The following is a 14,989-nucleotide window of genomic DNA, read 5'->3' as shown; positions in this document are numbered from 1 at the left end:
GTAGCGAGGGGATCCCTCCCGCGCCCTGCGTGCGGCGGGCCCGTGTGAACGGCGTGTGAACAGGGGTGACGGCGCGCCGTCGCGGCCGGGCCTCGGTAGGTTTCCCCCGTGAGCCCTGACGTGAGCCCAGCACAGGACCAGAGCTCGACCGGCCGCCGCGGGGGGAGCCGCGACGGGACGGGAGAGGCCGCCGCGGCACGGCCGGGGGCGGCACGGCCGGAGGTCGAGGCGCAGACCACCTCGGTGACGGACGCCGCGCGGGACACGACCGCGGCGGCCGACGAGCCCGCCCACGCGGGCCCCACCCGCTCCGCCCGCGGCGCGCTGGAGCTCGGGCGCATCCCCGTCCTGGCGGTCGGGCCCGTCGTGGACTGCGGCCGCTGGCCGGCCAAGGCGGTCGTCGGGGAGCCGGTGCCCATCACGGCGACGGTGTTCCGCGAGGGCCACGACGCCGTCGCGGCCACGGCCGTCCTGGTCGGCCCGGACGGGCGGGACGCCGCGTGGGCGCCGATGAGGACCACCGTGCCGGGGACCGACCGCTACGAGGCGGTGCTCGCGCCCACGTCGGAGGGCGACTGGGGCATCCGGGTCGAGGGCTGGTCGGACCCGTACGGCACGTGGGAGCACGACGCCACCATCAAGGTCCTCGCCGGGGTGGACGCCGCCCTCATGCTGGAGGAGGGCGCGCGCGTCCTGGAGCGGGCCCTGGCGCTGCCGGGCCGCTCCGACACCGACCGCAAGGTCCTGACCGACGCCGTCACCGGCCTGCGCGACGCCTCCCGGCCCGAGGCCGCGCGCCTGGCGGCGGGCACCTCGCGCGCGGTGCACGAGGTCCTGGCGGCCATGCCGCTGCGCGACGCGGTGTCCGCCTCGCCCACCTACCCGCTGCGGGTGGAGCGCCCGCTCGCGCTGTTCTCCAGCTGGTACGAGTTCTTCCCCCGCTCGGAGGGAGCCTGGTTCGACGAGCAGGAGGGCCGCTGGCGCTCCGGCACGTTCGCCACCGCGGCGCAGCGCCTGCCGGAGATCGCCGCGATGGGCTTCGACGTCGCCTACCTGACCCCGATCCACCCCATCGGGCGCACCAACCGCAAGGGCCCCAACAACACCCTCACCGCCGGGCCGCTCGACCCCGGCTCGCCGTACGCGATCGGCGCCGCGGAGGGCGGGCACGACGCCGTGCACCCCGACCTCGGCACGATGGAGGACTTCGACGCCTTCGTCGCCGAGGCCCGCCGCAACGGCCTGGAGGTCGCCCTCGACCTCGCGCTGCAGTGCGCCCCGGACCACCCGTGGGTGGAGCAGCACCCGGAGTGGTTCACCACCCGCGCCGACGGCTCCATCGCCTACGCGGAGAACCCGCCGAAGAAGTACCAGGACATCTACCCGCTCAACTTCGACAACGACCCGGCCGGCATCTACGCCGAGGTCCTGCGGGTCGTGGAGCTGTGGGTCGCGCACGGCGTGACGCTGTTCCGCGTGGACAACCCGCACACCAAGGCGGTGCAGTTTTGGGAGTGGCTCATCGGGGAGGTGAACAGCCGCCACCCCGAGGTCGTGTTCCTGTCGGAGGCGTTCACGAAGCCGGCGATGATGCACACCCTCGCCAAGGTGGGCTTCCAGCAGTCGTACACCTACTTCACGTGGCGCAACGCCGCGTGGGAGCTGCGCGAGTACCTCACCCAGCTCACCACCGAGTCGGCGCACTACATGCGGCCGAACTTCTGGCCGACGACGCACGACATCCTGACGCCCACCATGCAGCACGGCGGCACGGCCGTCTTCAAGCTGCGGGCGGTGCTCGCCGCGACGATGGTCCCGTCCTGGGGCATCTACACCGGCTACGAGCTGGTGGAGAACCAGCCCCGCCCCGGCGTGGAGGAGCAGCTCGACAACGAGAAGTACCAGTACCGCCCGCGCGACTTCGCCGCCGCCGAGCGGGAGGGCCGCAGCCTGGCACCGCTGCTGCGCCGCCTCAACGAGGTCCGGCGCGGGCACAAGGCGCTGCAGCACCTGCGCGGGACCGCCTTCCACTCCAGCGACGACGAGAACTTCGTGGTGTACTCGCGCCGCTGGACGCCGGCGCACAACCAGGAGGGCGACGAGGACCTGCTGATCGTCGTCGTCAACCTCGACCCGCACAACGCCCGCGAGACGACCGTGCACCTGGACATGCCCGCCCTGGGCATGGAGTGGCACGAGGCCTTCGAGGTGCACGACCTGCTGACCGGCGCGTCCTGGACGTGGGGGGCGCACAACTACGTCCGCCTGGACCCGGTGTACTACGAGCCCGCGCACGTGCTGCACGTCAGGAGGCGGTGAGTGGACAACCTCCACATCGCGGGCCCCGGGTTGAAGAACGACCCCCACTGGTACAAGTCGGCCGTCTTCTACGAGGCGCTGGTGCGCGCCTTCGCGGACTCCAACGGCTCGGGCAGCGGGGACTTCTCCGGCCTGCTCGGGAAGCTCGACTACCTCCAGTGGCTCGGCATCGACTGCATCTGGCTGCCCCCGTTCTACGCCTCGCCCCTGCGCGACGGCGGGTACGACATCTCCGACTACTGCGCGGTGCTGCCGGAGTTCGGGACGCTGCCGGAGTTCCAGCGCCTGGTCACCGAGGCCCACAACCGCGGCATCCGGATCATCGTGGACCTGGTGATGAACCACACCAGCGACCAGCACCCGTGGTTCCAGGCCAGCCGCTCCGACCCGGACGGCCCGTACGGGGACTTCTACGTCTGGAGCGACACGGACGAGAAGTACTCCGACGCGCGCATCATCTTCGTGGACACGGAGACGTCGAACTGGACGTTCGACCCGGTGCGCCGGCAGTACTACTGGCACCGCTTCTTCAGCCACCAGCCGGACCTCAACTTCGAGAACCCGGACGTGCAGGAGGCGATGTTCGACGCCGTCCGCTTCTGGATGGACCTGGGCATCGACGGCTTCCGCCTCGACGCGGTCCCCTACCTGTTCGAGGAGGAGGGGACCAACTGCGAGAACCTGCCGCGCACCCACGACTTCCTGCGCAGGCTGCGGAGGATGGTGGACGAGGAGTACCCGGGGCGGGTGCTGCTGGCGGAGGCCAACCAGTGGCCCTTCGACGTGGTGGAGTACTTCGGCACGGAGGAGGAGCCGGAGTGCCACATGTGCTTCCACTTCCCCGTGATGCCGCGCCTGTACTACGCGCTGCGGGAGGAGAAGGCCACCCCGATCGTCGACATCCTCTCCGCCACCCCGGAGATCCCCGTCTCCGGCGGGCAGTGGGGCACGTTCCTGCGCAACCACGACGAGCTGACCCTCGAGATGGTGACGACGGAGGAGCGCGCCGCCATGTACGGCTGGTACGCCCCCGACCCGCGGATGCGCGCCAACATCGGCATCCGGCGCCGGCTGGCCCCGCTGCTGGACAACTCCCGCCCGGAGATCGAGCTCATCCACGCGCTCGTGCTGTCCCTGCCGGGCAGCCCGTGCCTGTACTACGGCGACGAGATCGGCATGGGCGACAACATCTGGCTGGCGGACCGCGACGCGGTGCGGACGCCGATGCAGTGGACCCCGGACCGCAACGCGGGGTTCTCCTCGGCGGACCCGGGCAAGCTGTACCTGCCCACGGTCCAGTCGCTCGTCTACAACTACCAGGCGGTCAACGTCGAGGCGCAGCTGGCGTCGTCCTCGTCGCTGCTGCACTGGGTGCGCAACGTCCTCGCGGTGCGCAAGCAGCACCCGGTGTTCGGGCTGGGCAGGTACGTGGCCCTGACCTCCCGGCACCCCCAGCTCCACGGGGAGGTCGCGGCGCACCCCGCGACCGAGGCCGTGGGTGCCGAGGCGCTGCGGGCCGAGGCGCTGGGGCCCGACATGGTGGGCGCGGAGTCGCACGCCGCGGCCCCGAACCGGCGGCAGGGCGGCGCGCAGGTCAGCACGCTGGAGGCGCGCGCCGGGGAGGAGTCGCTGGAGCGGGCCGTCGGCGCACCCGAGGTGCGTCCCGACGACGGGTTCTGCGACAACGACGCCGTCCTGGCGTTCCTGCGCGTCCTGGACCCCTCGCACGAGCGGCGCGGCGAGACGGTCCTGTGCGTGAACAACCTCTCCACCTCGGCGCAGTCGGCGCACCTGCGCATCCCCGGGTACGAGAACGCCGTCGTCCGGGACCTGTTCGGCGGCGCCTCGTTCCCCTCGCTGGACGCCGAGGGCTGCCTGCGCGTCACCATCGGCGGGCGGGACTTCTTCTGGCTCCGGCTCATCCGTCCCGACGACGAGCGCTGAGGCCCCTCCCGCCGCTCGCGCGGGCAGGGGCGGGGCCACGGGCCGGGGCGCGCACAGCGCCCCGGCTCGCTAGGTTCTGCAGGGTGAGCGAGCAGACGAGCACCCACTCCGAGGCACCGCTGTCCGTTCCCGGCCCCGCCCCCGCCGAGGAGGCGCTGGCGCCCCTGCTGGGCGCGTGGCTGCCGGGCAGGCGCTGGTTCGCCCACAAGGGCGGCGACGTCAGCGTGACCGGGACGCAGGTGGTCCCGCTGCCCGGCCCCGCGGGCGTGCGGGTCCTCCTCGTGCTGGCCGCGACCCGCTCCGGCTCGGAGAGCGCCACCTACCAGGTCCCGCTGACCGTGCACCCCTCCCCCGCCACCGGCCTGGAGGACGCCCTCGTCGGCGAACTGCCCGCCACCCCCGCCGGCGAGCCTGGCGGGTGGGTCTACGACGGCGCGGCCGATCCCGCGTTCGTGCACGCCCTGCTGGGTCTCGTCGCCGGCGGTCGGGCGGCACGGGGGCCCGGCGCGCTGGCCGTGCGCGGGGTGCGCCCGGCCTCCGGGCTGCCCGTGCCGGTCGACGCCCGCACCCGCGTCCTGCGCGGGGAACAGTCCAACACCTCCGTCATCGTCGAGGCCGACGGGCACACCCCGCTCATCGCGAAGCTGTTCCGCGTCCTGCACCCCGGTGACAACCCGGACGTCGTCGTGCAGAGCGCCCTGGCCGCCGCCGGCTGCAGCCGCGTGCCCCGCCCCGCCGGGTGGGTCGAGGGCACCTGGGGCGTCGGGGACACCGAGGTCAGGGGGCACCTGGCGTTCGTCACGGAGTTCCTCGCCGGCAGCGAGGACGCCTGGCGCGTGGCGTGCGCGGCGGTGGAGGCGGGCCGCGACTTCACCGCCGAGGCCGGTGAGCTCGGGCGCGCCACCGCGCAGGTGCACGCGGTGCTCGCCGCGACGCTCCCCACCGCGCACGCCACGCCCGAGCGCCTCGGCGCGCTCGCCGACGGCCTCGTCGCCCGCGTGGACTGGGCGACGTCGGCGGTGCAGGAGCTGCGCCCGTACGCGGAGCGGGCCCGCGCGGTCGCCGGCTCGGTGCGCTCCGCCGGGCACTCCCCGGACCTGCAGCGCGTCCACGGGGACTACCACCTCGGCCAGGTGCTGCACTCGGCCGAGCGCGGGTGGGTCCTGCTGGACTTCGAGGGCGAGCCGCTGCGGCCCCTGGCCGAGCGCAGCGTCCCGGACCTCGCCCTGCGGGACGTGGCCGGGATGCTGCGCTCCTTCGACTACGCCGGCCGGCACGCCACCGTCGGCTCGCAGGACCCCGCGGCGGCCGCCCGCGCGCAGGCCTGGACCGAGGCCGGCCGGGAGGCGTTCCTCGACGGGTACGCGGACGTCGCCGGCCTGGACCCCCGCACCGGTGGCGCCCCCGCCGTGCTGCTGCGGGCGCTGGAGCTGGACAAGGCCCTGTACGAGGTGGTGTACGAGGCGCGCAACCGGCCCGACTGGCTGCCGATCCCCCTGGCGGCCGTGGAGCGGCTCCTGTCCTGAGGCCCGGCCCGGCCGCCGAACCGTTCCCCGGACCGGTTCCGCGGCCCCGGCCGGGGTGGCTCACCCGCTGTGGCGAGCTGGGGCCGACAGCGACAGACTGACGGACATGCCGACGACACATCACGCGCTGCCGGTCGACGCGGAAGTTCTGGCCAGGGTCGCCGCGGGCGCTCACCACGCCCCGCACTCCGTCCTCGGAGCGCACCCCGGGCCCGACGGCGTGACCGTCCGCACCCTGCGGCCCTTCGCACGCAGCGTCGCCGCCGTCCTGCCGGACTCCTCCCGCGTTGAGCTCGAGCACGAGCACGACGGGGTGTGGGCCGGGGTCCTGCCGACGCCGCAGGTGAGCGACTACCGCATCGAGGTCACCTTCGACGGCGGGGAGCCGCACCTCGTCGACGACCCCTACCGGTTCCTCCCCACCGTCGGGGAGGTCGACCTCCACCTCATCGCCGAGGGCCGCCACGAGCAGCTGTGGACCGTCCTGGGCGCGCACGTGCGCCGCTTCGGCGGGCAGCTGGGCGACGTGGTCGGCACGTCGTTCGCGGTGTGGGCGCCCAACGCCCGCGCCGTGCGCGTGGTCGGCGACTTCAACCACTGGACGGGGCGGACCCACGCCATGCGCTCCCTCGGGGGCTCGGGGGTGTGGGAGGTGTTCATCCCGGGCGTCTCGGCGGGCAACCGCTACAAGTACGAGATCCTCGGCGCCGACGGGCACTGGCGGCAGAAGGCCGACCCGATGGCGCAGGCCACCGAGGTGCCGCCGGCCACCGCCTCCGTGGTGACCGAGAGCTCCTACGAGTGGAACGACGGGGACTGGATCGCCCGCCGCGCCGCCAGCGACCCGCTGTCCGGGCCGGTGTCCGTCTACGAGGTGCACCTCGGCTCCTGGCGGGTGGGGCTGAACTACCGCCAGCTCGCGGAGGAGCTGGTGGAGTACGTCAGCGAGCTCGGTTTCACGCACGTGGAGTTCCTGCCCGTCGCGGAGCACCCCTTCGGCGGCTCGTGGGGCTACCAGGTCACCTCCTACTACGCGCCGACGTCGCGGTTCGGCTCTCCTGACGACTTCCGCCACCTCGTGGACAGGCTGCACGCCGCGGGGATCGGCGTCATCCTCGACTGGGTCCCGGCGCACTTCCCCAAGGACGCCTTCGCCCTGGCCCAGTTCGACGGGCAGCCGCTCTACGAGCACCCGGACCCGCGCCGTGGAGAGCAGATGGACTGGGGCACGCTGGTCTTCGACTACGGCCGCACCGAGGTGCGCAACTTCCTCGTCGCCAACGCGCTGTACTGGCTGGAGGAGTTCCACATCGACGGCCTGCGGGTGGACGCCGTGGCCTCGATGCTGTACCTGGACTACTCCCGCGAGGAAGGGCAGTGGGCGCCCAACCAGTACGGCGGCCGCGAGCACCTGGAGGCCATCGGTTTCCTGCAGGAGACCAACGCCACCGCCTACAAGCGCGTCCCCGGCATCATGATGATCGCCGAGGAGTCCACCGCCTGGCCGGGGGTGACCCGGCCCACCTACGCCGGCGGCCTCGGGTTCGGGATGAAGTGGAACATGGGGTGGATGCACGACACCCTGAACTACGTCTCCCAGGACCCGGTGCACCGGCAGTACCACCACCACGAGCTGACGTTCTCCATGGTGTACGCGTTCAGCGAGCAGTTCGTGCTGCCGATCTCGCACGACGAGGTCGTCCACGGCAAGGGCTCCCTGCTGCGCAAGATGCCCGGTGACCGCTGGCAGCAGCTGGCGAACCTGCGGGCGTACCTGGCCTACATGTGGGCGCACCCCGGCAAGCAGCTGCTGTTCATGGGCCAGGAGCTGGCCCAGGAGGCGGAGTGGTCGGAGTCCCGCTCCCTGGACTGGTGGCTCCTGGACACCCCGTGGCACCGCGGGATGCACTCCCTCGTGCGGGACCTCAACGCGCTGTACAAGAAGTGGCCCTCCCTGTGGGAGCAGGACTTCGACAGCCGCGGGTTCCAGTGGATCGACGCCAACGACACGCACCACAACGTCGTCTCGTTCACCCGCTGGGCCAAGGACGGCACCCCGCTGGTGTGCATCGTCAACTTCAGCGGCATGCCGCACGAGACCTACCGGGTGGGCCTGCCCGAGCAGGGCCGCTGGCTGGAGGTGCTGAACACCGACTCCGACGGCTACGGCGGCTCCGGGGTCGGGAACATGGGCGCGGTCACCTCCGAGGAGGTCGAGTGGCACGGCCGGCCGCAGTCCGCGCAGCTGCGCGTCCCGCCGCTGGGCGCGCTGTGGCTGGTGCCGGAGCGCGCCGAGCCGTGACGGCCGCCTGAGGGCGACGCACACGCACAGGGGGACCGGGCCCGTCGGGCCCGGTCCCCCTGTGCGTGTGCCCTGCCGTGGACCCGGGGCTCAGGCCGCCGAGTCGTGCGGGGAGGCGTACGAGCGCGCCGCGTCCGCCTTCTTCGGCGCGCGGCTGGTGTCCTCGAAGAACCCGGTGCGGCTGACCGCCAGGGTCTGGACCGCGTGCGCGGCACCGTCACCGAGCTCGGCGAGCGCCTTGGTGCTGATGTTGGTGATGTCGTCGCAGGCCTGGTGGTAGCACTCGTCGTAGGCCTTGCCGGCGGTGCCGCCGAAGACCTTGGCCTGCTCCTCCGTCTTGATGCCCTCCGCGCCGCTGAACAGGCCCCCGGCGGGGATGCCCGCGGCGATGAACGGCCCGTAGTCGGAGCGGCCGTTGAACTCCGTCGGCGCGGTGGCGAGCTCCTGCCCCTCGAAGTACGACGTGAACACCGACTCGATCTGGGCGGAGCCGGGAGGGCCGGCCGGCGCCCCTTCCGCGGCGTCGCCGTTGCCGTCGTAGACGAACCGGACGTAGTTCGGGGAGCCCAGCATGTCGAAGTTCAGGTTCGCGTAGACGTCGCCGAGCTCGTCGTCGGTGAGGTGCTCCACGTAGTGCTCCGAGCCGAGCAGGCCGAGCTCCTCCGCACCCCAGAACGCGAACCGCACGCGCTGGCGGTTCTTGACCCCCAGCTCCGCCATCTCCTCGGCGATCTCCAGGATCGTCGCGGAGCCCGAGCCGTTGTCGTTGATGCCCGGTCCCTCCGCCACGGAGTCCAGGTGCGCCCCGACGACCACGGTGCGGGAGGGGTCACCCGACTTCGAGTCCGCCAGCACGTTGAACGTCTCACGCGTCTCGTTGACGGTGTCGGTGGCGACCCGCAGCGTCACGGTCCCCTTCGCGGCAGCCTCGGCCAGCGCCCTGCCGTCGGCGGAGCCCAGCCCGACGACGGGGATGCCCACGACCTCCCCGAGCGTGCCGGTCGTCACGACCTCCCGGCCCGGCTGGCCCTCGTTGGCGATGACGACCGCCGCCGCACCGGCCCGCTGCGCGTTGACGGCCTTGATGCCGAACGTGCAGGTGCCGCGCTGCAGCAGTGCGATCGCGCCCTTGGGGAACCCGGCGAAGTCCTCGGCCTCGCAGCCGGAGTTCGTGCTGCTCGGCCCGCCCGGCGGCGGGAAGGTCACGTCGACCGCCCGCACGGGGGCGGTCACGTCACCGCTGCCGGAGAAGGTGAACGTCGAGGTCTCGTAGGTCTTCGCGGTCGGCGTCACCTGCGCCAGCACCGCCGGGGTGGTCTCCGAGAAGAACGGGAACTCGAACTCCTGCAGGCGCACCGAGTACCCGGCCAGCTCCAGGCGGCGCTTGACGTAGGAGACGGACTGGTCGTACCCCGCGGTGCCGGAGGCCCGGTTGCCGTCGTTCTGGTTGGCGATGCGCTGGAACGCCCGCAGGTGCGCGAGGATCCCGTTGGTCGTCACCTCCCGGCGCAGCTTGGTGGTGTTCACGTCGTCGACGGCCATCGCCGGCGCCGTCGGGGCCAGCACGGCAGCGGTCGTGACCGCTGCTGCCGACAGGGCGATGCTCCTGCGCACAGGGACCCTCCTCAACATCTTCGTCGGGGCGCGAGCACACCGGTGTACTCACTCCCCGTGGGCGCTGGTCAACCTAACGCGAGGAACGTCGGGCGTGAACCCCCGGGGGCGGAGAACTTCCGGCGGGAGCGGGAGCGGGGCGGCCGTCCACCGCCGCGCTCCCGCTCCCCCGGGCGCCCTCAGCCCGCCGAACCGGGCTCCAGGCCCTTGCCCTGCCCCTTCGCGGCGAGCCGGTCCGGGGTGAGCCCGGCCAGCGCGCCCACCACCTTCGTCGTCAGCGACCCGGTGACGACGTGGTCCCGGCCCGCGAACAGCCCGTCGAGAGCCTGGCGCGCCACCTGCCCCGGCTCGTCCTTCTGCTCCGTCGCGCCGAGGGCGGTGTCCTCCACACCGGCGCGGTCGAAGAACTCCGAGTGCGTCGGGCCCGGCATGAACGCGGTGACGGTGACCCCGGCCTCGGCCAGCTCCGCACCCACGCCCTGCGCGAAGTTCTGCAGGAACGCCTTCGTCGCGCCGTAGACCGCCATGTTCGGGTGCGGCACGCGCGCCGCCACCGAGGAGGTGATGAGGATGTGGCCCTCCCCGCGCGCGGCCATCGCGGTCGCCGCGCGCTTGGCCAGGCGCACGACGTGCACGACGTTGAGCTGGACGGTGGCGAGCTCGGCGTCGAGGTCGTTCTCCACGAACGGCCCGCCGACGCCGGCACCGGCGTTGAGCGCGACGACGTCCACGGTGCGGCCTCCGGCGGTGGCGGCCGCCCACACCCGCTCCACCTCCTCCGCCAGGGTGAGGTCCACCTGGAGCGCCTCCACCGCGGCGCCGCCCTCGCGCAGGCGCTCGGCGGCCTCGTGCAGCTCGGCGTCCTCTGCGGCCAGCACCAGGGCGAAGCCGCGGCGGGCCAGCTCCCGGGCCAGCTCCAGGCCGATGCCGCTGGAGGCACCGGTGACGATCGCGAGCGGTCGGGCGGCCGGATCGGCGGTGGTGTCGGTCGTGGTCACGGGGTCCTCCTCGGGGCGTCGGCTACGTCGCCCTCCCCGTGCCCCGTGCTCCGCGGACCATGCCCACTCCCGGGGCACGGCCCCAGCCCCAGCCCCACCGCCACCCCGCCCATCTCCGGGTTTCGGCGCACCGGAGCACGCCCCAGCCCGCCCATCTCCGGGTTCGGGCGCACCAGAGCACGCCCCACCCCGCCCATCTCCGGGTTCAGGCGCACCGGGAGTGCCCCACCCCACCCATCTCCGGGTTCCGGCGCACCAGAGCACGCCCCAGCCCGCCCATCTCCGGGTTCGGGCGCACCGGGAGTGCCCCAGCCCGCCCATCTCCGGGTTCGGGCGCACCGGGAGTGCCCAGCGGCCGCCCCAACCCGGAGATGGGCGGACGGGAGGGGTCAGGCGGGAGGGGTCGGACGGGAGGGGTCGGACGGGAGGGGTTCAGGCCGGGCCCGGGGCGGGCCGGGTCAGAACAGGGCCCGCGACAGCGCCACCCGGGCGGCGGCGACGCGGGGGTCGTCCGACCCGACGACGGAGAACAGCTCCACCAGGTGGGCGCGGGCCGCCTCGCGGTCCTCGCCCGCGCTGTCGCGCACGGCCTGCACCAGCCGCGCGAAGGCGTCCTCCACGTGCCCGCCCAGCACGTCGAGGTCGGCGGCGACGATCTGCGCCTGCACGTCGCCCGGGTCGTCGGCCGCCGCCCGGCGCGCCCCGGCCAGGTCCACGTCGCGGACCCGGCGCAGGATGCCGACGCGGGCCAGCCCGGCCACGGCCTCCTCGTCGCGCGGGTCGGTCGCGAGGGCGCGCTCGTAGGCGGCCGTGGCGGCGTCGAGGTCCCCGGCCTCCAGCGCGGCCTGCGCCCCGGCGTGCCGCGGCGGGAGCACCGCCGGCTCCTCCTGCGCACCGGCCACCGGCTCGGCCGCCCCCTCCACGCGCCCGGTCACGCCGTTGGCCTCGGCGATCCGCAGCACCTCGGCGAGCACCTGCTGCACCTGCTCCCGCGGGTAGGCGCCCTCGAACAGCGGCACCGGCTGGCCGCGCACGACGGCCACCACGAGCGGCGTCTGGGTCTGGAACGCCTGCGCCAGGCGGGGGTGGGCGTCGATGTCCACGTTGGCCAGCAGCAGCCGCCCGGCCTGCTCGCGCACCAGCTCGGCGAGCACCTGCGTCAGCTCCTCCGAGTCCGGGAAGCGCGGGGAGTGCAGGTTCACGACGACCGGGACCGTCACGGACCCCTGCACGACGTCGGCGAAGGTCTCCTCCGTGACGTCGAGCACGAGGGCCGGCCCCTCAGGGGCGTCCAGTGCCGCGGGCCGCTGCTGCGCCTGCTCGCGCCGCTGGTTCCGCGCGGCCAGAGCCGCGAGGTCCACGGCACCGCGGAGGTTCAGTCCCGGGCCACCGGACGTCGGCTGCTGCGTCATCGGAACGCGTCCTTCCTCAGGGCCCGGCCGCTTCCGGGCGCACGACCGGCAAGCCTCTCACGCCCGCCCGGCAGCGGGACGGCAGGAGTCCCGCACCCGCCCTCAGAGCGGGCGCACCGCCACCGGGCCGCTCTCCGCCGCCACCACCCGCACCGGCCCGGCCCCCGCGGGCGGCACCACGAACGCCAGGACCTCCGCCGACACCCGCGCCGCACCCTGCACGCTGGGGCGCCCCGCCAGGGTGGCCAGGACCGGGGTGAGCTCACCGGCGCGCGCCTGCGGCGGCACGGTGTGCGTGACCGTCCAGTCGTAGGCGGCCAGGACCAGCGCCCCGCCGTCGGTGGTGCGCAGGGCGACGACGGAGCCGGGGACCACCGAGCGCCGCTGCTCGTAGGTGCCGCCCACGGCGCGCACCGCATCCCCGTCCCGCAGCGTCACGGCCCCCACCTGCGGGCGGTAGGAGTCGTCGGCGAAGAAGGTGGCGAACTCGCTGGCCGCGCCCCGCAGGAGGACGTCCCCGTAGCGCTCGGCCACCTGCTCCGGGGAGGCGGCCAGGCCTTCGCCGTCGTCGGCCGCGACCGCCTCCACGCCCTCGGCCACCGCCCCGGCCGGGGGCAGGGTGGCGCCGGAGAGCAGCGACGGGCTGGCGGTGAGGCGGTACGGCTCCCGCGGGCCCTGCGAGCGCAGCACGGCGAGGGAGGGCAGCTGGTCCGGGCCCGCCCGGGTCACCCCGACCACCCAGCGCGGCCAGCCCGCCAGCCGGGGCACGTAGGCGGCCTGGGGGCGCAGCTCGTCCGCCGCGTACGTGGGCACCGGTTGCACACCGGCCCGCTGGAGCGTGTAGCGGGCCGTGCGGAGCGCCTGCTCGGGGCCGGTGACGCGGTCGGGCAGCAGGGCGGGGTCGCGGGCGGCATCGGCTGCGGCCACCGCGTCGACCACCTCGCCCCAGATGCGGCTCGCCTGGGCGGGGGTGACGACGGGCGGGGGCGCCGCCGGGGGCGCGACGGGCTGCGGGGCCGGGAGCTGGGCGCAGGCGGTGAGCACGCACCCCGCGGCGACGAGGGCGGTGGCCGGGGTGGCGGCGCGCGCCCGGCTCACCGGCGGCCTCCCGCGTCGGCACCGGCGCGGGCCGGGACGCCGGGGGCGCCGCCGGGCCGGGGCCCGCGCGCGCGGTGCCGGCCGCGGCGGGTCAGCAGCGCCACCCCGAGCAGCAGGGACGCGCTGCCGCCGGCGACGAGCGGGCGGGCGATGGGGTGCTGGGCGGCCTCGCCCGTGCGGGTCCAGGTCATCCGCACGTCCTGCGGCGCAGGTGCGGTGCCGTCGGTGGTGGCGACGAGGACGTGGCGGCCGGGGGCGCGGGGCCACTCGAGGACGGCCTCGCCGTCCCCGGTGGCGGTGAGCAGCCAGAGGTCGGCCTCGCGCGGGTCGGCTGCCCGCGGCGCCGTGCCCGCGCCGCGGGTCGTGAGGCGGGTGCCGTCGTCGCCCTCGCGCACGCCGGTGAGCTCGGTGCGGCGGGCGTCGGCCAGCCAGGCGAGGGCGTCGGCCTCGCGGGCCACCCCCGCGAAGACGGCGCCGCCGGCGGGGTCCGCCACCGTGACGCGGACCTGCGGCCCGGTGAGCTCCAGCAGGCCCGGCGCGGTGACGAGGGCGACCCCAGGGTCGGGGAGGCGGGCGGTGGCGAGCAGCCGGGGGTCGGGGCGCAGGGCCGTCGCCAGCAGTGCTCCGGCGACGATGCCCACCACCCCGGCGGCCACGAGGACCCAGGCCAGGACGCGTCTCACGGCGCTCCTCGTGTCGTCGGGCGGCCCGGAGCGGGCCCTGCGGACAGGTGCCGGCGAGGCGGCGGTGCCGAGGATAGGCGCTGTGGAGGTCGTCGCCGCAGATCTGTGGAGGATGTGACGGGAGGGGTTGTTGCAGCTTCAAAGAAGTACTAGCGTGCTCAACGTACCCCGGAGGAACGCCCACCGGACCGTCGCGAAGGAGCACGCCGTGAGCACGACCACCACCGCCCCCCGTCCCACCACCGCCGCGGCCGCCGGCACCGCCGCCACCGCACCCCTCGTGCTGCGCCTGGTCACCGGCGCCCTGCTCCTGGTGCACGGCCTGCCCAAGCTCGCCGATCCGGGCGCCGTGCAGGGGATGGTCGCCGGGCTCGGCGTCCCGCTGCCCGCGCTGTCCGCCTGGCTCGTCATCGCCGGCGAGATCGGCCTCGGCGCCCTGCTCCTCGCCGGGCTGCTGACGCGGGTGGCGGGAGCCCTCACCGCCCTGCAGATGGGCCTGATCTTCCTCGTCGTGCACCTGCCGCAGGGCCTGACGACCCCCACCGGCCTCAACGGCGAGAACGCCGTCCTGCTCGCCACCACCGGCGCCGCCCTCGCCCTCACCGGCGGCGGGCGGGCCTCCCTGGACGCCCTGCGCGCCCGCGCCTGAGCCGCCGGCGGGGGCGCCCGGTCACTGCCCCCGGCCGGGCTCCCCCGCCACCCGCTCCACGGCCGCCTCGAGCCGGTCCAGCTTGCCCTGCAGCTCGCCGGTGGCACCGGCGCGGATGTCGGCCTTGAGGACCAGCGAGACCCGGCTGCCGTGCCGGGCCACCGCCTCGCAGGCACGCCGCACCACGTCCATGCACTCCTCCCACCCGCCCTCGATGGTGGTGAACATGGCGTCGGTGCGGTGCGGGAGCCCCGAGGAGCGCACCACCAGCACCGCGTCGGCGACGGCCGCGGAGACGGAGTCGGCGGGCGCCCCCACGGGCACGGGGCCACCGGAGGGGGAGACGGAGAAGGCCACGAGCATCCCGCCACGCTAGCCGCGCCCGCCGCTGCCGCCAGGTGGGGACGTCCCGCCGCGACACGCCCGCGTGTCGCGCGCCGGACG

General features: G+C 74.8%; 11 protein-coding genes. 5 read left to right on the top strand and 6 right to left on the bottom strand.

Annotated features, from left to right (window positions below):
* The first annotated feature begins 108 nt into the window (after positions 1–108).
* The 4 genes from ACYQBY_RS05875 to glgB all read left to right on the top strand — a co-directional run bounded on the left by ACYQBY_RS05875 (position 109) and on the right by glgB (position 8,091).
* The gene (locus tag ACYQBY_RS05875) at positions 109–2,319 is read left to right on the top strand and encodes an alpha-1,4-glucan--maltose-1-phosphate maltosyltransferase (protein ID WP_459642886.1); all 2,211 of its coding nucleotides are present in this window, start codon (positions 109–111) and stop codon (positions 2,317–2,319) included.
* Positions 2,320–4,263, top strand: coding sequence for a maltose alpha-D-glucosyltransferase (gene treS / locus ACYQBY_RS05870; protein ID WP_459642885.1), 1,944 nt, complete (start codon positions 2,320–2,322; stop codon positions 4,261–4,263).
* Positions 4,264–4,346: 83 nt separating this feature from the next.
* Positions 4,347–5,789, top strand: coding sequence for a maltokinase N-terminal cap-like domain-containing protein (locus ACYQBY_RS05865; RefSeq protein ID WP_459642884.1), 1,443 nt, complete (start codon positions 4,347–4,349; stop codon positions 5,787–5,789).
* Positions 5,790–5,895: 106 nt separating this feature from the next.
* Complete coding sequence (glgB, locus tag ACYQBY_RS05860) at positions 5,896–8,091, top strand: 1,4-alpha-glucan branching protein GlgB (protein ID WP_459642883.1); 2,196 nt, start codon at positions 5,896–5,898, stop codon at positions 8,089–8,091.
* A gap of 90 nt (positions 8,092–8,181) precedes the next feature.
* Here the strand turns inward: glgB and ACYQBY_RS05855 are convergent, their stop codons facing one another.
* The 5 genes from ACYQBY_RS05855 to ACYQBY_RS05835 form a co-directional block, all read right to left on the bottom strand.
* Positions 8,182–9,705, bottom strand: a complete 1,524-nt coding sequence (locus ACYQBY_RS05855) for a M28 family metallopeptidase (RefSeq protein ID WP_459642882.1) — start codon at positions 9,703–9,705, stop codon at positions 8,182–8,184.
* 179 nt (positions 9,706–9,884) lie between these two features.
* Positions 9,885–10,703: an SDR family NAD(P)-dependent oxidoreductase gene (locus tag ACYQBY_RS05850; RefSeq protein ID WP_459642881.1), complete on the bottom strand. Its 819-nt coding sequence runs from the start codon at positions 10,701–10,703 to the stop codon at positions 9,885–9,887.
* Between the two features lie 458 nt (positions 10,704–11,161).
* On the bottom strand, positions 11,162–12,115 hold the full coding sequence (locus tag ACYQBY_RS05845; RefSeq protein ID WP_459642880.1) for a co-chaperone YbbN: 954 nt from the start codon (positions 12,113–12,115) through the stop codon (positions 11,162–11,164).
* Positions 12,116–12,217: 102 nt separating this feature from the next.
* Entirely contained in the window at positions 12,218–13,213 is a 996-nt protein-coding gene (locus ACYQBY_RS05840; RefSeq protein ID WP_459642879.1) for a hypothetical protein, read from the bottom strand.
* On the bottom strand, positions 13,210–13,896 hold the full coding sequence (locus ACYQBY_RS05835) for a hypothetical protein (protein ID WP_459642878.1): 687 nt from the start codon (positions 13,894–13,896) through the stop codon (positions 13,210–13,212). Before ACYQBY_RS05835 ends, ACYQBY_RS05840 begins: the two co-directional genes overlap by 4 nt.
* Positions 13,897–14,104: 208 nt before the next feature.
* On the opposite strand from ACYQBY_RS05835, the gene ACYQBY_RS05830 reads away from it, so the two are divergent.
* Complete coding sequence (locus ACYQBY_RS05830) at positions 14,105–14,545, top strand: DoxX family protein (RefSeq protein WP_459642877.1); 441 nt, start codon at positions 14,105–14,107, stop codon at positions 14,543–14,545.
* A gap of 21 nt (positions 14,546–14,566) precedes the next feature.
* Here ACYQBY_RS05830 and ACYQBY_RS05825 read toward each other — a convergent pair whose 3' ends face one another.
* A complete protein-coding gene (locus ACYQBY_RS05825; protein WP_459642876.1) occupies positions 14,567–14,908 on the bottom strand; it encodes a thiamine-binding protein in 342 nt (113 codons plus the stop codon).
* Positions 14,909–14,989: the final 81 nt, after the last annotated feature.

It is taken from the genome of Kineococcus anabasis (assembly GCF_054590795.1).
This window is presented reverse-complemented; position numbering and strand designations above follow the sequence as displayed.